General features: G+C 63.2%; 18 protein-coding genes. 9 read left to right on the top strand and 9 right to left on the bottom strand.

The window, feature by feature from the left end; genetic code table 11:
• The first annotated feature begins 138 nt into the window (after positions 1–138).
• The 3 genes from EL255_RS11330 (at position 139) to EL255_RS11320 (ending at position 4,586) form a co-directional block, all read left to right on the top strand.
• Positions 139–1,875, top strand: coding sequence for an ABC transporter transmembrane domain-containing protein (locus EL255_RS11330; protein WP_042652517.1), 1,737 nt, complete (start codon positions 139–141; stop codon positions 1,873–1,875).
• A 109-nt stretch (positions 1,876–1,984) separates the two neighbouring features.
• On the top strand, positions 1,985–3,736 hold the full coding sequence (locus tag EL255_RS11325) for an ABC transporter transmembrane domain-containing protein (protein WP_042652286.1): 1,752 nt from the start codon (positions 1,985–1,987) through the stop codon (positions 3,734–3,736).
• A gap of 376 nt (positions 3,737–4,112) precedes the next feature.
• Entirely contained in the window at positions 4,113–4,586 is a 474-nt protein-coding gene (locus EL255_RS11320; protein ID WP_042652285.1) for a DUF4442 domain-containing protein, read from the top strand.
• A 39-nt stretch (positions 4,587–4,625) separates the two neighbouring features.
• Here EL255_RS11320 and ybcJ read toward each other — a convergent pair whose 3' ends face one another.
• The 4 genes from ybcJ to EL255_RS11300 all read right to left on the bottom strand — a co-directional run bounded on the left by ybcJ (position 4,626) and on the right by EL255_RS11300 (position 7,670).
• A complete protein-coding gene (gene ybcJ, locus EL255_RS11315) occupies positions 4,626–4,859 on the bottom strand; it encodes a ribosome-associated protein YbcJ (protein ID WP_042652284.1) in 234 nt (77 codons plus the stop codon).
• Between the two features lie 178 nt (positions 4,860–5,037).
• Positions 5,038–5,448 (bottom strand): MaoC family dehydratase, encoded by a 411-nt coding sequence (locus EL255_RS11310; protein ID WP_042652283.1) that lies wholly within the window; start codon positions 5,446–5,448, stop codon positions 5,038–5,040.
• Complete coding sequence (locus EL255_RS11305) at positions 5,445–7,229, bottom strand: class I poly(R)-hydroxyalkanoic acid synthase (RefSeq protein WP_042652282.1); 1,785 nt, start codon at positions 7,227–7,229, stop codon at positions 5,445–5,447. Before EL255_RS11305 ends, EL255_RS11310 begins: the two co-directional genes overlap by 4 nt.
• A 90-nt stretch (positions 7,230–7,319) precedes the next feature.
• Positions 7,320–7,670 (bottom strand): phasin family protein, encoded by a 351-nt coding sequence (locus EL255_RS11300; protein ID WP_042652281.1) that lies wholly within the window; start codon positions 7,668–7,670, stop codon positions 7,320–7,322.
• A gap of 314 nt (positions 7,671–7,984) precedes the next feature.
• Between EL255_RS11300 and EL255_RS11295 the strand changes: the two genes are divergently transcribed.
• The 3 genes from EL255_RS11295 (at position 7,985) to pdxY (ending at position 10,610) form a co-directional block, all read left to right on the top strand.
• Positions 7,985–8,548, top strand: coding sequence for a VC2662 family protein (locus tag EL255_RS11295; RefSeq protein WP_042652280.1), 564 nt, complete (start codon positions 7,985–7,987; stop codon positions 8,546–8,548).
• Between the two features lie 77 nt (positions 8,549–8,625).
• A complete protein-coding gene (locus tag EL255_RS11290) occupies positions 8,626–9,381 on the top strand; it encodes a DUF429 domain-containing protein (RefSeq protein ID WP_042652279.1) in 756 nt (251 codons plus the stop codon).
• 365 nt (positions 9,382–9,746) lie between these two features.
• On the top strand, positions 9,747–10,610 hold the full coding sequence (gene pdxY, locus EL255_RS11285) for a pyridoxal kinase PdxY (protein ID WP_042652278.1): 864 nt from the start codon (positions 9,747–9,749) through the stop codon (positions 10,608–10,610).
• A gap of 36 nt (positions 10,611–10,646) precedes the next feature.
• Here pdxY and EL255_RS11280 read toward each other — a convergent pair whose 3' ends face one another.
• The 4 genes from EL255_RS11280 to cyaB all read right to left on the bottom strand — a co-directional run bounded on the left by EL255_RS11280 (position 10,647) and on the right by cyaB (position 12,599).
• Positions 10,647–10,958 (bottom strand): antibiotic biosynthesis monooxygenase family protein, encoded by a 312-nt coding sequence (locus tag EL255_RS11280; RefSeq protein WP_042652277.1) that lies wholly within the window; start codon positions 10,956–10,958, stop codon positions 10,647–10,649.
• A 136-nt stretch (positions 10,959–11,094) separates the two neighbouring features.
• The gene (locus tag EL255_RS11275; RefSeq protein WP_042652276.1) at positions 11,095–11,601 is read right to left on the bottom strand and encodes a GNAT family N-acetyltransferase; all 507 of its coding nucleotides are present in this window, start codon (positions 11,599–11,601) and stop codon (positions 11,095–11,097) included.
• Between the two features lie 36 nt (positions 11,602–11,637).
• On the bottom strand, positions 11,638–12,030 hold the full coding sequence (locus EL255_RS11270; RefSeq protein WP_042652275.1) for an NUDIX hydrolase: 393 nt from the start codon (positions 12,028–12,030) through the stop codon (positions 11,638–11,640).
• A 17-nt stretch (positions 12,031–12,047) separates the two neighbouring features.
• Complete coding sequence (cyaB, locus tag EL255_RS11265; protein WP_042652274.1) at positions 12,048–12,599, bottom strand: class IV adenylate cyclase; 552 nt, start codon at positions 12,597–12,599, stop codon at positions 12,048–12,050.
• A 268-nt stretch (positions 12,600–12,867) separates the two neighbouring features.
• Here cyaB and EL255_RS11260 point away from each other — a divergent pair, with 268 nt between their 5' ends.
• The 3 genes from EL255_RS11260 (at position 12,868) to EL255_RS11250 (ending at position 14,842) form a co-directional block, all read left to right on the top strand.
• Positions 12,868–13,713, top strand: a complete 846-nt coding sequence (locus tag EL255_RS11260; RefSeq protein ID WP_042652273.1) for a DUF5718 family protein — start codon at positions 12,868–12,870, stop codon at positions 13,711–13,713.
• A gap of 203 nt (positions 13,714–13,916) precedes the next feature.
• The gene (locus EL255_RS11255; RefSeq protein ID WP_042652272.1) at positions 13,917–14,249 is read left to right on the top strand and encodes a YnfA family protein; all 333 of its coding nucleotides are present in this window, start codon (positions 13,917–13,919) and stop codon (positions 14,247–14,249) included.
• A gap of 155 nt (positions 14,250–14,404) precedes the next feature.
• Complete coding sequence (locus EL255_RS11250; RefSeq protein WP_042652271.1) at positions 14,405–14,842, top strand: acetyltransferase; 438 nt, start codon at positions 14,405–14,407, stop codon at positions 14,840–14,842.
• A gap of 73 nt (positions 14,843–14,915) precedes the next feature.
• Here EL255_RS11250 and EL255_RS11245 read toward each other — a convergent pair whose 3' ends face one another.
• Positions 14,916–16,325 (bottom strand): DEAD/DEAH box helicase, encoded by a 1,410-nt coding sequence (locus tag EL255_RS11245; RefSeq protein WP_042652270.1) that lies wholly within the window; start codon positions 16,323–16,325, stop codon positions 14,916–14,918.
• Between the last annotated feature and the right edge of the window lie 80 nt (positions 16,326–16,405).

The following is a 16,405-nucleotide window of genomic DNA, read 5'->3' as shown; positions in this document are numbered from 1 at the left end:
GATAGCCATCGTTCTCAAGCTGGCCGCTTTCAGGCTATGATGGCCCCATTTGCATCGCCCCCGCCTCGGGGGCGATTGTATTGAGCTTCTCTTATGACCAACGGCGGCCCCCTGGGCGCCGCGAGAAAGGATGTTGATGTGAGCGTATTTCTACGGCTTGGCTGGTTTTTCAAGGAGCAGTGGCGGCGTTATCTGACCGCCATCGCCTTGCTGATGATGGTGGCGCTGCTGACCGTGATCCCGCCCAAGGTGGTGGGCTGGGTGGTGGACGGGGTCGCCAAGGGCGAGCTCGATAATGGCACCCTGATGGGCTATCTGGCGGGGCTGTTTGGCCTTGGCCTGCTCATCTACCTGCTGCGCTATGTGTGGCGGGTCATGCTGTTTGGCGCCTCCTATCGGCTCGCCTATGTGTTGCGCAACCGGCTGTTCCACCACTTCACCCGCATGAGCCCCGACTTTTACCAGCGTCACCGTACCGGCGATCTGATGGCCCACGCCACCAACGACATCCAGGCGGTGGAGATGACGGCCGGCGAGGGGGTGTTGACCCTGGTGGACTCCTTCATCGTCGGGATCCTGGTGCTCTCCATCATGTGCAGCCAGTACTCCTGGCAGCTGACCCTGCTCTCTCTGCTGCCGTTGCCGGTGATGGCGTTCTTCATGAACCGCTTCGGGACCCAGATCTACAAGGAGTTCAAGGCGGCGCAGGGAGCCTTCTCCAGGCTCAACAACAAGACCCAGGAGGCCCTCTCCGGGGTGCGGGTGCTCAAGTCCTATGCGGTCGAATCCCTCGAGGATCAGGGCTTTGCCGAACTGACACGGCAAGCGGGGGAGTGCAACATGGCGGTGGCCCGCATCGATGCCAAGTTCGATCCCGTGATCTACCTCTGCATAGGTTGCTCCTATTTCCTGGCGGTGGCGGGCGGCAGCGCCTTGGTGCTGCAAGACAAGCTGACCCTGGGGGAGCTCACCAGCTTCACCATGTACCTGGGGCAGCTCATCTGGCCCATGTTCGCCATCGCCTGGCTGTTCAACATCATAGAGCGCGGCAGCGCCGCCTATTCCCGCATCGAGAGCCTGCTGGCCGAGCGCAGCGACATTCAGGATCCCGCGGCGCCGCAGCCCCTCACGGCCAGCTTCCCCCTCTGCATGAAGGGGGTGGATTACCGGTTGGAGCAACGCAGCCTGCTGCAGGGGATAGATTTCAGCCTGCAGCAAGGCGGCATGCTCGGGGTGGTGGGGCGCACGGGGGCGGGCAAGAGCTCGCTGCTCAAGCTGCTGATGCGGCTGGCCAACCCCAACGCCGGCCAGATCACCATGGGCGGCGTGCCCATCCAGCAGCTGGCGCTGGCCGATCTGCGCAGCCAGTTTGCCTATGTGCCCCAGGAGCCCTTCCTGTTCTCCACCACCATAGCCGCCAACATCGCCCTCGGCCGGCCCGAGGCCAGCCAGGAGGAGATCGAGCGAGTGGCCCGCATCGCCTGCGTGCACGATGACATCAGCCGCTTCCCCATGGGCTATGCCACCGAGGTGGGCGAGAAGGGGGTGACTCTCTCCGGCGGCCAGAAACAGCGCCTCGCCATCGCCCGGGCCCTGCTGCTGCCAGCCCCTATCCTGGTGCTGGACGATGCCCTGTCGGCGGTGGATGCCCATACCGAGCAGCAGATCCTGCAGGCGCTCAAGGCCCATAGACGCACCCTGATCCTGATCAGCCACCGCATGACGGCGGTGGAGCAGGCGGACGAGATCCTGGTGCTGGAGCAGGGCCGCGTCAGTGAGCGGGGTCGCCACGGCGCCCTGATGGCCCACAACGGCTGGTACGCCGACATGGTGCGTTACCAACGGCTGGAGCAAGATGTGGAGGAGAGCCTGTGAGCGTGATGATGAGACGAGTGGTTCCCCTCATCCCCAACCCTTCTCCCACGAGGGGAGAAGGGAGCAAAGAGTGTCAATTCCTTGGGAACGCTGCGCTGGAGGCAAGTCTGTGAATCCAACCATTAAACGCCTGCTGGCCTATTGCGCTCGCTACCCCCGCTGGCTGATCCAGGCGGGCATCTGTCTGCTGCTGGCCACCGGCGCCGAGGTGGCGGGACCGCTGCTGATCAAGCTGTTCATCGATGACTACCTGGCACCGCGCCAGCTGGTGTGGCCGGCCATCGCGGCGCTCGGGGCGGGTTATCTCGGCCTGCAACTGCTGTCGGCCGCCGGTTTCTACCTGCAGTCCCTGCGTTTCAACCGTATCGCCCAGGCGGTGGTGCAGACCCTGCGCGAGCAGGTATTCGCCACCGCCATCCGGCTGCCGGCCCGCTATTTCGACAAGCATCGCTCGGGATCCCTCATCTCCCGCATCACCAACGACACCGAGGCGATCATGAACCTCTATGTGCAGGTGATAGGGCTCTTGGTGCAGAAGGTGGTGCTCTTGTGCGGCATCCTCATCTCCATGGCGCTGCTGGATCTGCGGCTGATGTTGGTGTGCGCGACCCTGTTGCCGACGGTGGGCGCCGTGATGTGGCTCTACCAGCGCCTGAGCGTGCCTGTGGTGCGGGCGACGCGCAGCCTGCTGTCCGATATCAACAGCCGGCTCAACGAGTCACTGCAGGGCATGCCGGTGATCCAGGCCATGGTGCAGGAGCGCCATTTCGCCAACGCCTTCGCCGACATCAACCAGCAGCACTGGTCGGCGCGGCTCAAGAGCCTCAAGATCAATGGCATACTGCTGCGTCCGCTCATCGATCTGTTCTACATGATGGTGCTCATCGGCCTCTTGGCACTGTTTGCCCAGGAAGGGCTGAGCGCCAATGGCGCCATCCAGGTGGGGGTGCTCTACGCCTTCATCAGCTATCTGGGACGGATGATAGAGCCGCTCATCGAGATGACCAACCAGCTCAACCAGCTGCAACAGGCCATGGTGGCGGGGGAGCGGGTGTTTGCCCTGCTCGACGAGACCCGCGAGAGCACCGGGGGAGTGAGCCCCGCATTGCAGGGGCGGGTCAGCTTCGATCGGGTGAGCTTCTCCTACGATGGTCAGCAACCCGTGCTGCGGGAGGTGAGCTTCAACGCCCGTCCCGGCCAGATGCTGGCGCTGGTGGGCCACACCGGCAGCGGCAAGTCCACCATCATCAGCCTGCTGATGGGCTTCTATCCGCTGGCGAGCGGGCAGATCCGCTTCGACGATCACCCACTGGGGGAACTCTCCCTGGCGGCGGTGCGGCGCAGCATCGGCCTGGTGCAGCAGGATCCCTTCATCTTCGTCGGCACCCTGGCCGAGAACTTGCGCCTAGGCCGCGCTGGCATCGACGAGGCGCAGCTGTGGCAGGCACTGACCGAGGTGCAGCTGGCCGAGTTCGTGCAGAGCCTGGCGGACGGGCTGGACACCCTGATGGAGGAGGGGGGCAAGAACCTCTCCGCCGGCCAGCGCCAGCTGCTCTCGTTTGCCCGGGCGCTGGTCGGGGATCCGCGCATCCTCATCCTGGATGAGGCGACCGCCAGCGTGGACTCCCAGACCGAGTTCGCGCTCTCCCAGGCGCTCTCGGCGGCCCGCCGTGGCCGCACCACCATCGCCATCGCCCACCGGCTCTCGACCATAGTCGATGCCGACGAGATCCTGCTGCTTTCCCGCGGTCAGGTGAACGAGCGCGGCACCCACGCCGAGCTGATGACGCTGGGGGGCCACTACGCCCAGCTGTTCGAGATGCAGAGCCAGGGTGCCTGGCTGGAGGAGAAGCGGGCCTGATCGAGGGACGGGAAATAAAAGAGGGGGCAATGCCCCTAATGCAAGTCAGTTAAGAGAATTTGAGTCCCATCCCGCGTGGTATAAGGGCTAAAAAACGAGGGAGGCATGATGCCTCCCTCTTTCTATTGAATGCCAGTCAGGGCAAGGGTTTCAGTCAAATTGACCCTATAACCTTTGAACATTCCAAAATATTCAAATTAATGCATATCAAGTCAAAATAATGCCTAGCTGACTGGCATTAGGGCAATGCCTTCTCTTTTCAAGTCGATCCGCTTATTTCTAGCCCCTGGCGCGCAAAGCGTGATCGCCAGCCTTGTCGAAAGCCATTCATGCTGGCAACATGTCCTTTACATCAACTCATCGGATCAGTTTGCATATGGACTTGCAACGCTTCAAAGCCAACTTGGCGCTGCGCCTGTTTGCCTGGCGCTATATTCCCGTCATCGGATTCTGTTCCCCCGTCATCGAGAGCATGGATGCCAAGGCGCTGCGCATTCGCATCCCGCTCGGCTGGCGCACCCGCAACCACCTCGGCAGCATGTATTTCGGCGCGCTGGCGACCGGCGCCGATCTGGTGGGGGGCCTGCTGGTGATGGAGAAGGGACGGACGAGGCGCAAGAAGGTGCACTTCGCCTTCAAGGATGTACAGGGGGAGTTTCTGAAGCGACCCGAGGCGGATGTGCAGTTTGACTGCGCCGCGGGGGAGGCGATCGATGCCATGATCGACGAATCGCTGGCGACGGGGCAGCGCATCAACCGCCCCATCCAGGTGGTGGCCACCTGTCCGTCGCTCAACGGGGATGAGGCGATGGCGCGCTTCGTGCTGACCCTGTCGATCAAGGCCAGCTGAATGCTAACGGGCGCGTCGGCGCCCTTATTCAAGCCGGGCTCAGAGGATCTCCGGGCTCACCCCTTCCTTCACCACGACCTTCATGCCGTTGAAGTTGACCACCTGCTCGGCGACTATTTTGCAGCGCTTGCGGGTCTCGATCTGACCATCCACTTCCACCAGTCCCTCGGCGACCAGTGCCTTGGCCGCGCCGCCGCAATCGGCCCAACCCTGATGCTTGATCAGGTCACACAAGGCAACGAAGGGGTGGCCTTCGAGCAGAAACGTCTCCATGGAAAATCCTCTTGCTTAAATGAATGCCTGACGTGGCAGGGCGGCCATTTTAGGCAGTTAGGGCCGGCAGGGAAAGGGTTAGGTCCGGATTGGGCAGAAAAAGGGAACATTCGGCGCAAGGCAAAAAATTCAGCCTGGCGAGGGCCGGGCTGAATTATTACGCGATGTCGCGCCTATCTCAGCCGAACTTCACCACGGCTTCTCCCGTCACGGCGAGGGCGCCGCTCTGGGTGAAGATGCGGGTGGCCAGGGTGACTATGGGTTTGTCATCGCGAATGGCGATCACTTCGACCTCCGCCAGCACCTCCTCCCCGACAAATACCGGCTGCTTGAAGGAGAGGGTCTGCCCCAGGTAGACGCTCCCTTTTCCCGGCAACTGCTGGCCCAACAGCCCGGAGAACAGGCTGGCCAGCAACATGCCGTGGACTATGGGGCGCTCGAACGGGGTGCTGGCGGCAAACACCGGGTCCAGGTGCAGCGGATTGAAATCCTCCGACAAGCCGGCGAAGGCACCGACCTCTGCCGGCCCGAACCGCTTGCTCAGGCTGGCCTTCTGGCCGACGAACAGGGGGGTTGTTGCTGCACTCATGTTGTTACCTCTTCTGCTGCCTTGGTAAAGATGGGGTTGAGGCGCTCCTTGACGTAGCTGCCGGGGGCCGCCGCCAGGCCTTCGCCGGGCTCGCGTGCCGGGATGGGCTCCGACGCCTCGTCCCGTGCCTTGATGAAGGCGGTCATCTCGGGCCACCAGGAGCCACCCTGATGGGTCGCACCTGCGTGCCAGGCCTCCGGGCTCTCGCAGGGGGCATCGTTTTGCCAGAAGCCGTACTTGTTGGCGGCCGGTGGGTTGATGATGCCGGCGATGTGGCCCGACTCGGCCAGGATGAAGCGCTGCTCGCCACCGAACAGCTTCATGCCCTGCCAGGTGCCTTGCCAGAGCGCGATGTGGTCGTCGATGGCCGACACCAGCAGCACCGGCGTCTTCACCTTGGAGAGATCTATCCGGGTCTGGCGGATCTTGAGTTCCCCCTTCACCAGCTGGTTCTCGAGGTAGAGACGGCGCAGCAGGCTGTTGTGGGTCTTGCCCGCCACGTTGGTGCTGTCGCCGTTCCAGTGCAGCAGATCGAAGGCCACCGGACTCTTGCCCTTGAGGTAGCTGTCGATGTAGTAGTTCCAGTAGAGGTTGTTCTCGCGCAGCAGGCTGAACGAGACCGCCAGTTGCCGCCCATCCATGATGCCCTTGGCCTCATTTTGGGCCTCCAGCGCCGCTATGATGGGCTCGTGGATGAAGATGCCGAGCTCGCCCGGCTGGGAGAAGTCCAGCAGGGTGGTGAACAGGGTGGCGGTGCGCACCCGTTGCTTCTGACGGCGCGCCGCCAGCCAGCCCATGGCCAGCGACAGGGCGGTGCCACCGATGCAGTAGCCGATGCCGTGCACCTCCCGCTCACCGGTCGCCGCCTCTATGCCATCCAGGGCGGCCAGCACACCGTCGACCACATAGTCGTCGAGATCGATGTTGGCCTGGGCCGGCCCCGGGTTGCGCCAGGAGATCATGAACACCGTCTGCCCCTGGGCGACCAGCCAGGCGACCAGCGAGTTCTGGGGACGCATGTCCATGATGTAGTACTTGTTGATGAAGGGGGGCACGATCAGCACCGGGGTCTTGGCCACGGTCTCTGTGCTCGGGCTGTACTGGATCAGCTCGTAGAGCTCGGTGCGCTGCACCACCCGACCCGGCGTCAGGGCCAGATCCCGCCCCAGCTCGAAGGCCGCCTCGTCGGTCAGCCGGATGTTGAGCTGATCGGCGCTGCGCTCCAGATCCTCGGCCAAGAGCGCCAGCCCGCGTACCAGGTTCTGGCCGTCGGACTCCAGGGTCAGCTTGAGCAGCTCAGGGTTGGTCGCCAGGAAGTTGCTGGGGGCCATGGCATTGAGGTATTGGCGGGTGAAGAAACGCAGCCGCTCCCGGCTCTTCTGGGGCACGCCTTCCAGCGCGTCGACCGACGCCAGCAGGTGCTTGGCCGTCAGCAGATAGGATTGTTTGAGATAGTCGTAGATGGGCTGCTCGCTCCAGGCCTCGGCCTTGAAGCGGCGATCCCCTTGCTCCGGCTGGATCACCGGGTCGCTCTCCTGACCCGCGCTCTTGAGCAGGGTGTGCTGCACCAGTTTGAGCTGATCCTGCCACCAGTTCATCTGGGCATGGATCAGCTGCCCGGGCTGCTGGCTGGTCTGCTCAAGTACCTTGCCCAGATCGTCCAGATTGGTCTGCAGCAGGGCCTGGGCCGTGCGCTCGGTCTGGGCCTTGGCCATGGTCAGCAGCTTGTCGTTATAGTGGGACAGGGCCTCGAACAGCGGGCCGTACGATGATTGGCTCATGTTCTCTCCTTCACCCACGCCCGTGGCGGGACTATCCCGTCATATCGAGTCATGGGGAGATGTGGCTGCCCGAGCGGGCAGCCAGGGTTATCAGGCCTTGCCCGTGGTCTTCTTGATGCCATCAGCGGTCAGCACGTCCAGTTCTTCCTTGAACTGCTGACCGAGCGCGTTGAGCTTCTGGATGTCATCCAGCATCTGGCGGGAGAGTTGGCTGGCGGTTTCCAACTGCACAGTGCCGAGGGCGGCCAGGCTCTGGGCATCCTGCACCTTGCCCGCCGCCTGCAACTGGTTCAGGCCCAGCTCGGCATAGGCGTTGGCGGAGGCCAGTTGCAGACGGGTCAGCTGTTCAATATTGCTGGCCAGCAACTGGTTGTAGCGGGTGAGGGGGGAGGCAAAGCCTTGCATCTGCTCGGTAAAGCTCTTGAGTATGTCCATATTCATCATGCGTCTCCATTTCGGCAGAACTGTATTGTTATGAGCCAACTGGCCCTGAGTGGGTACAACGTGTCATCCATGGTCACGTGTTGCTTGCTCTGTTCAAACACACGTTTAACTATATTGTTACAAGATGTGGTTTGATGTAAATAACAGAAATGTTAATTTCAGTTTGAATTTTAATTTCATCTGTATTTATCGGCTGTCTTTGGTGAGAGTGGATTCAGACGAGCTGTGACGCAGCGCCGCCGGTGCGGCCTCGAACCCTGGGCCGGGCACTGGTAGGCTGCCCCGATGCTCAGATCCTCAAGGAATCCCCGATGAAATCGCTCACCCTGCTGCTTGGCAGCGGCACGCTGGCCCTCTGCGGCGCCGCCCAGGCCAGTACTCCGGTCCAGATCTCGCTGCCCGGTATCAACCTGCCGGCGTCCCATCAGGTCGAGGGGGCGCGCGCCTCCTTCCTGTACGGTCGGACCGGGCAGGTGAAGGGAATCGACTTGCCCGTCTTCGCCCTCTCCGACGTGGATCAGTTCACCGGCTTGCAGCTCGGCATCTTCTTCGGTGCGGCTCGGGTGCGTCACCAGTTTGGCGGGGTCGCCATCAACGCCGTCAACTGGCATGGCGGGCAGGACACCGGGCTCAACCTGGGCTTCGTCAACCTGACCAACAACGTGCGGGGGCTGAACTGGGGCGCGGTCAACATCGCCCAGGGCAACGCCCTGGCCAACGTCGGCTTCGTCAACTATGCCGAACGCACCACTTTCCAGATTGGCTTCGTCAACGCCACCAGGCATCTCGATGGCTTGCAGATCGGTCTGGCGAACTACGCCGAGAACGGCATCTTCCCCATCTTGCCACTCATCAACTTCAAGAAATCCTTCTAAGGCGCGGCCCAGCCTTGCATTAGCGAAGGCAACCATTACCCTGTGCAGCATCGACCGTGCAGAGAAGTGATCTTGAGATGACAACTGAGCATATGGATGCCATCGGCATCGGCTGGGATGTGAGAGGCTGGCAGGGCAACGCCCAGGCGGTGGCCGTGGTGGGCTGGCAGGCCCGCGAACAGCGGCTGCACTGGTTTGGCGTTTCCCCCCTGTTTCGACTGAGCTCCCGGGTTGCCCCGGATCTTGACGCATTGCTGCGCCCGGCGTTGCAAGACGAGATGAGCCTGATGCAGGTGCTGGCCTGTCCGCAGCTGGCCCTGGGGATAGATGCGCCGCTCGCCTTCCCACGGGCGTTCGCCGATCTGCTGGCGGGCAGGGGAGGCGAGTGCGCCGTGCCGCAGCGGGAGATAGACAACCCTTACGCCTACCGCGACTGCGAGCGCTGGCTACACCGGCAATATGGCAAGAAGCCGCTCTCGGCCACCTTCGACAGGTTGGGCAACAACGCCACCCTGGCGATCGCCATGCTGCCGCGGCTAGCGGACTTGCAACTGGTGCCAAGGCAGGTGCCACTGGCCGATCGCGCCGTGCTGGAGGTCTATCCGGCGCTGGCCAAGATCGGTGGCAGAGCCTCCCTGGCCAGAGACGAGATAGCGGCCAGTTTGCCGGCGGATGTCTTGGCGGGGACGGATCGCTATGATGCCGCCCTCTGCGCCCTGATGGTGCTGCAGTATGCCGCCAGGGGAGGCGTCTCGGCTCTGCCGCCGCTGGTCTCGGCTCCCGCCGATTTCCCGCTGGACGAAGGCTGGGTCTATCACTTCGTCCGGGACTGAGCCTCCAACAAAGCCTTCAACACGGGCTGCCGCATTCCCTCGCGGGCAGCCCCTGTCTTTTCTCCTCGTCTGTTCCTCCTTGCCTCAATGCCTCAATGCCCAATCCGGCCTGGGTGTTGAAATATCGTTCTCATATGCCATCAAACAAGAGGATTGAGACACCATAAGACACCCGGCAGACGAGGTGCCAGCCGGCCAAGCGGCAAGGCAGAGGGGTCAGCTGCGCGGGAAGCAGGGTGGAAAATCCAACATGGGGCCGCAGTTTTTCGGCTCAAATGGCGACAAGTGCCGCGAATCGCTGGAAGAGCCCGCTCTTCATCCGATATATTGCCTGCTTTCCTCATGCTTCTTCTGTGGTGGTTTCCATGAAACGCATTCTCTCTATCCAGTCCCACGTGGTTTTTGGTTGTGCCGGTAACAGCGCCGCCGTGTTCCCCATGCGCCGTCTCGGCATGGAGGTGTGGCCCATCAACACTGTGCAGTTCTCCAACCATACCCAGTACGAGGCGGGATGGCAGGGGATGGCGATGCCGGTCGGTCACATCGGCGCCCTCTGCAAGGGGCTGATGGAGATCGAGGTGCTGGGGCAGTGCGATGCGGTGCTGAGCGGCTATCTGGGCTCGGCCGAGCAGGGGGACGAGATCCTGGCGGTGGTCGCGGCCGTCAAGGCGGCCAACCCCGAGGCCATCTATTTCTGCGATCCTGTGATGGGTCACCCGGAGAAGGGCTGCATCGTCGCCCCCGGCGTGACCCGCTTCCTGACCGAACAGGCGCTGCCGGTGGCCGACATCATGGCGCCTAACCTGCTGGAGCTGGAGACCCTGTGCGACACTCACCTGGCCGACTTGAGCCAGACCCGCGCCGCCGCTCATCGGCTGCTGGCCAGGGGCGTCAAGATGGTGCTGGTCAAGCACCTGGGCCGCGCCGCCAGCCAGCCTGGCCGTTTCGAGATGCTGCTGGCCACGGCCGAGGGGGATTATCTGATCGCCCGGCCGCTCTACGAATTTGCCCGCCAACCGGTCGGGGTGGGGGATCTCATCAGCGCCCTGATGCTGGCGAACCTGCAGGCCGGCTTTGATGCCGTGGCGGCCTTCGAGCGCACCAATGCGGCGGTGGATGCGGTGCTGCTACGCACCTGGCAGGCGGATGCCTACGAGTTGCAGCTGATCGCGGCGCAGGCCGCCTTCGCCGAGCCTAAGGTTGAACATCGCGCAGAGCGGCTGGCCTGAGGGATGGAGTGATCAGCGGGCCTTGTCGACGGTTGATCAGGTAACCGCCGATCCGCCCGCGGTGACGGCCTGAAAATGCTCGACGGTGGGGAAGGGGTCGTAGAAGTGATGCAGCAGCGCCTTCCACTGCTGGTACTGGGGAGAGCCCCGAAAACCCCGGGTGTGATCCTCGAGCCGCCGCCAGTTGACCAGCAACAGGTAGCGATGGGGATCGGTCAATGAACGCTGCAGCTGGTGGCCGCCATAGCCGGGCATGGCGCCGATGATGTGCTGGGCCTGGGCGAAGGCCAGCTCGAAGGCGGCGCTCTGACCCGGGATGATCTGCAGTGGGGCGACTTCCAATATCATGATGGCTCCTTGCCTGTCTCCATGGAGGGGCCATTTCAGCAATGAATGAGCCAATAAACAAGGCCAGCCGCGAGGCTGGCCTTGTCGTTGCAAGCGTCAGGCGCCTGGCCGCACGCCACCTCTGATTCAGAGCTGCTTAGAGCTGCTTGTAGAAGAACTGGGTCGCCGCCAGGGAGCCGTCGCCATTGCGAGCGAAGTCCGGGATCTGGCCCGCCTCCTGATAACCCAGCTGGCGATAGAGGGTGGAGGCCACGTCGCCGACCCGGGAGTCCAGCACCAGCAGGGTGCGCTTGGCGTCGCGGGCGCCTTGCTCCATGGCGTTCATCAGGGCGCGGCCGACCCCCTTGCCGCGGGCCTCGCTGTGTACCATCAGCTTCTCCACCTCGGCTCTATGACCGCCGTTCGCCTTGGTGCAGAGCGCCAGTTGCAGCGCCCCGACCAGGTGGTGCTGATCGAAGGCCACCCAGAGCCTGCATACCCCGTCGGCCAGATCCGCTTCGATACCCTGCCAATATTCCAGCCCCAGCTCTTCTGGCAGTGGTGGCAGGAAGCCCACAGATGCGCCACTGGCCACGCAGTCCTGCAACAGGGTGATCAGCGCCGGTTTGATGCCTCTGGTGCTATCGACCTCAATGATCTCCATTGAAACTCCTCATCTCTCTTGCTACTCCATCGGGTATTAACGGATCAGCTCTTGCTCGGCCAACCAGTGAAACAGCAGGCGGGAGACCGGGGACACCTGGTCCAGATGGCGGCTGTCCAGCCAGCGCAGCTCGGCGATCTCCGCCGAGGCCACGGGGGTGCCGCTGGCCTCGCCGGTGTAGCAGCGCAAGTTGACCAGTACCCCTTCTGGCTTGCTATCGGCCTGGGCGCTGAATTCGCAGGCAAAGCGCAGCGTCTCAGGCTGCAGGGCGATGGCCAGCTCCTCCTCAATCTCCCGCCGCAGCGCGGCCTCGTCGCTCTCACCCGGCTCGCGCTTGCCGCCGGGAATGTAGTAGATGGCCTTGCCGTGGGAGCGGGCGCACAGCAGCTGCCCATCCTTGAAGCTCAGCCAGGCGAGTTTATCGATCATGGGGCAAGTTCCTCTTGTCAAAATGCGCTCTGCTGCTCGCACAGGGTGCGATAGGAGCGGGTCTCCAGCTGGTCGGCCGAGAGCGCGAGTTGCGCCGCCAGCCCCTGCAACTGCTGGCGATAGCTAGGCAGTTTGGCCTCCTCGTCGGTCATGATGGCCAGCTCGGCAAAGTCGCCGAGCCCGTCCAGATGATCCAGGGTCAGGTGAAAGGGGCCGACGAAATAGATGCTGCGCCGCTTGGTGAGGGTCAGCACCTGCTGATAACCCAGGTTGTGCAGCATGCTGATGGCCTTGTCGGCATCGGTGATGTTGACGGCCTCGCAGCGATCGGCTCCCGGTCCCTTGACGATCCAGAGCCTGATGCCGGAGGGCTGCATGGTGCGGATCACCAGGCTCTTGCCCTGCTCGGCCAGGAGCCGGTGCGGCGTGTCGAAGTAGCAGTCCCGCTCATGATTATCCTCCACCATCACCTCGGGATTGAGGGCTTTGAGGGCGGTGAGGAAGGCGGCGCGATCCGTCAGGCGGTATTTGAACTCCACCTCGAAACGACCCTGAAAATGTGTACTCATGAGGTGCACTTGGCGCTCAAACGGCAAATTAATAGTGCAGACTAACAAAAGTGCGGGGCTTGCCCAAGCGCCTGGATCGCAGCTTGGGAGCGATCGCCGTCTTTGTGTGCAGTCAGCACCTGAAAAGTCGGGCTGGCGCACAGCCCGTGGCAGGGTGACTGGGCGCCGTGGCGGGGCTGTGCTCTAATAAGCTCCCTCTTTGGCGGTAGGGTGCCGCCCATGAACAACGACAGCGGCGGTGAATGGGCCGACGCGAGTGGAGCCATTGATGCAGATCACGCAATTGAGCAACTTTATCGGATTGGGGGTGGCGGGCAACTTCGCGGGCCACCTGGAGCAGGCGGGTGAGGCGGCCGATTTTGTCGCCGTCAAGGTCACGGACAAGGTCGCCCCCAAGGCGCTGTTCCCCTTCTATGTGCCGTCCCATCCGGGCCAGCTCGGTGTCTTCCCGCTCAGCGGTGATGCCATCTTCCTGCCCGAGGCGGCGGTGAGCGGCGATGAGAAGGTGCAGATCGAGCCTGAGGTGGCGCTCTGGTGCGAGCTTGAGTACGCGGGGGAGCAGGTGGTGGCCATCCATCCCCGCGCCTTCGGCGCCTACAACGACTGCTCCATCCGTCGCCCCAACGCCAGGAAGATCAGCGAGAAGAAGAACTGGGGCCCCGAGAGCAAGGGCTTGGCCGAGAACCTGTTGCCACTCAGTGCGTTTGCCGCCGGTTGCGAGCTCGATGACTATCGCATCGCCTGCTATCTGGAGCGCGATGGTGAGCTGCATGGCTACGGGGTCGACAGCGCGGCGGTGGATTACAGCTATTTCCATCAGCAGCTGCTGGCCTGGGCCATCGACAAGTTCAACCATCAGCAGGACGAGGGCCCGGCCGAGCATATCCAGGGGCTGCTGTCCCAGGCGGGCCGCCCGGCCCATGCGCTGATCAGCATAGGCGCCACCCGCTACACCCCCTTCGGCGAGACTCACTTCCTCAGGCCCGGCGACACCTCCTGCGTGGTGGTCTACCCGGCCAGCCGCTACGGCGAGCTCGACATCCAGGACGCCATTCGTCGTCGCACCTTCGGCCCGGACGTCTCGGCCCTGCTGCAGGCGGTCAAGACCCGCTGATCCCCTCGGCCCTCCCCATTCCTGGGGGAGGGCCTGTTATTTGTGCCTCGTAGCCATCCCCGCATTGCTTGCGCCTCCTCAAGGGCTGCCGCGATCCTGCCACCTTCCCATGAACGGCATGAGAAGCGGATTGAAGCGCGCCGATATAACAGTATGATTTGCCAAAAGAAGCGCCCTCATCGGCAAGGATCACTGCACCTCACATGATTGAACTCAAAACCATGGCCCTGTTTCTGGTGACGGCGGTCGCCGAGATCCTGGGCTGCTATCTGCCCTATCTGTGGCTGACCCAGGGCAAGAGCGCCTGGTTGCTGCTGCCCGCGGCCTTAAGCCTCATGCTGTTTGCCTGGCTGTTGTCGCTGCATCCCACCGCGGCCGGCCGGGTCTATGCCGCCTATGGCGGCGTCTATATCTTCGTGGCCATTCTCTGGCTCTGGGCCGTGGATGGCATCAGGCCCACGCTCTGGGATCTGGTCGGTGCCGGGGTAGCCCTGCTTGGCATGGCCATCATCATGTTTGCGCCCCGTCAGGCCTAGGGCCAGACACCGGGGAGGGCACAAGGCCACCCGCCGATTGTACGGATGGTCGGGCATCGGCTTGGGTTGTCATCATGCAAGTCGATGCCGAGGTGCTGGCAGGCCGATCGTGCAGGGCATTAAGCCCGCCAACCAATAGACGGAGTCAACAAAGAATGAAAATTGAACAAGCGCAACCCGGGGATTATCAGACCCTGATCGCCATCTGGGAGGCGTCGGTGCGCGCCACTCATCACTTCTTGCCGGAGGAAGAGATTGTTGCCCTCAGGCCGCTCATTCTGGAGCACTACTTTGCCGCCGTGACGCTGACCCATGCCCGGGACGCGCAGGGGATCGCCGGCTTTTGCGGGGTGCATGATGGCAACATCGAGATGCTGTTCGTCGACCCCAGGGCGCGAGGGCGCGGGGTCGGCAGCCTGCTGGTGGCCGATGCCATCAGCCGGCAGGGTGCGACCCGGGTGGACGTCAACGAGCAGAACGAGCAGGCGCTCGGCTTCTATCGGCGCATGGGCTTTGTAGTGACGGGGCGCTCGCCGCTGGATGGCCAGGGCAAGCCCTATCCGTTGCTGCACATGGTGCTCGCCGCCGGTTGAGGCCGTCGAAAAACAAAAAACCGCCCGAGGGCGGTTTTTTCATTGCGGGCACCTGGCTTCAGGCACCGGCGTCTTACTCCTCGGCGGAGTCGTCCTGATAGCTGTCACGCTGGGTCTTGGGCAGACGGCGCATGGGGGTGAAGCCGATGTCTTCACCCACGACCTCGCGCTTGCGCGCCGGGGCCGGCTTCCTGGCGGCATCGCCCCTGGCCGCTGGTTTGCCTTTGCCCTTGGCGCCGGACTTGTCGCTGGCGGACTTGGCATTGTGCTTGGCGTTGGCGTGACCACGGTCGCGCGGCGGGTTCTGCACCGGCTTGCTGCCCGGCAGGGTCTGACGGGTCGGCTTGCCGCTCGGCTCGTAGCCTTCCATGATCTCGCTCGGAATGCTCAGACCGATCAGCGCTTCGATGGCCTTGAGCTGATCCTGTTCATCCAGGCTGACCAGGGAGATGGCCTCACCGCCACGGCCGGCCCGGCCGGTACGGCCGATACGGTGGATATAATCCTCGGCCACCTGGGGCAGCTCGAAGTTGATCACGTGGGGCAGATGATCGATGTCCAGACCACGGGCGGCGATGTCGGTGGCGACCAGCACCCGGACCTTGCCTTCCCGGAAGTCGGCCAGCGCCCGGTTGCGGGCCCCCTGAGTCTTGTCGCCGTGAATGGCGACGGTATCCAGGCCATCTTTCACCATCTGGTGAGCGAGGCGGTCGGCGATCTGCTTGGTGCGCACGAACACCAGCACCCGCTGCCAGTTATGGCGGCCGATCATGTGGGAGAGCAGCTCGCGCTTGCGCTCGCGATCGACCTTGATGATGCGCTGGTTGACCTGCTCGGCGGTGCTGTTGCTCGGGCTGACCTCGATGAGGGCCGGATTTTTCAACAGATCGTCGGCCAGTGCCTTGATCTCGTCCGAGAAGGTGGCGGAGAACAGCAGGGTCTGCCGCTCTTCCGGCAGCGCCTTCATGATGCGGCGAATGTCGGTGATGAAGCCCATGTCGAGCATGCGATCCGCTTCATCCAGCACCAGCACTTCCAGCTCGGTCAGGGTGAGGGCGCGCTGGGTCAGCAGATCCAGCAGGCGGCCCGGGGTGGCGACCAGGATGTCGACCCCGAGTTTGATGGCGTCCAGGTTCGGCTTGATGCTGACGCCGCCGTAGGCGATCAGGGTGCGGAACGGCAGGTGGTGGGCGTACTTGATGATGCTTTCACCCACCTGGGCGGCCAGCTCGCGAGTCGGGGTCAGCACCAGGGCGCGGACCTGGCGACGGCCGCCGCGGCCGTGGTTGGCCATCAGACGATGCAACATGGGCAGGGTGAAACCGGCCGTCTTGCCTGTGCCTGTCTGGGCGCCGCCCAGCACGTCCTGTCCTGCCAGAATGGCCGGGATGGCTTGCTGCTGGATGGGGGTTGGCTGTTCGTAACCCAACTCCTTGACGGCCCGCAGTATGTGCGGTGACAGACCCAGTTCATTGAATGACATGTTCGAGAGAAACTCCGAGCCTTGGGCTCAACGGGTGACGGCAGCCAGAGGGCCCGTCACGACATGGAAAAGATTATGGG

The sequence above is a fragment of the Aeromonas encheleia genome (assembly GCF_900637545.1).
GTDB lineage: Bacteria > Pseudomonadota > Gammaproteobacteria > Enterobacterales > Aeromonadaceae > Aeromonas > Aeromonas encheleia.
This window is presented reverse-complemented; position numbering and strand designations above follow the sequence as displayed.

Coding starts and splice junctions, on each gene's coding strand:
- EL255_RS11320 (WP_042652285.1), top strand. CDS start 4,113: ATGGACTTGCAACGCTTCAAAGCCAACTTGGCGCTGCGCCTGTTTGCC.
- ybcJ (WP_042652284.1), bottom strand. CDS start 4,859: ATGGAGACGTTTCTGCTCGAAGGCCACCCCTTCGTTGCCTTGTGTGAC.
- EL255_RS11310 (WP_042652283.1), bottom strand. CDS start 5,448: ATGAGTGCAGCAACAACCCCCCTGTTCGTCGGCCAGAAGGCCAGCCTG.
- EL255_RS11305 (WP_042652282.1), bottom strand. CDS start 7,229: ATGAGCCAATCATCGTACGGCCCGCTGTTCGAGGCCCTGTCCCACTAT.
- EL255_RS11300 (WP_042652281.1), bottom strand. CDS start 7,670: ATGAATATGGACATACTCAAGAGCTTTACCGAGCAGATGCAAGGCTTT.
- EL255_RS11295 (WP_042652280.1), top strand. CDS start 7,985: ATGAAATCGCTCACCCTGCTGCTTGGCAGCGGCACGCTGGCCCTCTGC.
- EL255_RS11290 (WP_042652279.1), top strand. CDS start 8,626: ATGACAACTGAGCATATGGATGCCATCGGCATCGGCTGGGATGTGAGA.
- pdxY (WP_042652278.1), top strand. CDS start 9,747: ATGAAACGCATTCTCTCTATCCAGTCCCACGTGGTTTTTGGTTGTGCC.
- EL255_RS11280 (WP_042652277.1), bottom strand. CDS start 10,958: ATGATATTGGAAGTCGCCCCACTGCAGATCATCCCGGGTCAGAGCGCC.
- EL255_RS11275 (WP_042652276.1), bottom strand. CDS start 11,601: ATGGAGATCATTGAGGTCGATAGCACCAGAGGCATCAAACCGGCGCTG.
- EL255_RS11270 (WP_042652275.1), bottom strand. CDS start 12,030: ATGATCGATAAACTCGCCTGGCTGAGCTTCAAGGATGGGCAGCTGCTG.
- cyaB (WP_042652274.1), bottom strand. CDS start 12,599: ATGAGTACACATTTTCAGGGTCGTTTCGAGGTGGAGTTCAAATACCGC.
- EL255_RS11260 (WP_042652273.1), top strand. CDS start 12,868: ATGCAGATCACGCAATTGAGCAACTTTATCGGATTGGGGGTGGCGGGC.
- EL255_RS11255 (WP_042652272.1), top strand. CDS start 13,917: ATGATTGAACTCAAAACCATGGCCCTGTTTCTGGTGACGGCGGTCGCC.
- EL255_RS11250 (WP_042652271.1), top strand. CDS start 14,405: ATGAAAATTGAACAAGCGCAACCCGGGGATTATCAGACCCTGATCGCC.
- EL255_RS11245 (WP_042652270.1), bottom strand. CDS start 16,325: ATGTCATTCAATGAACTGGGTCTGTCACCGCACATACTGCGGGCCGTC.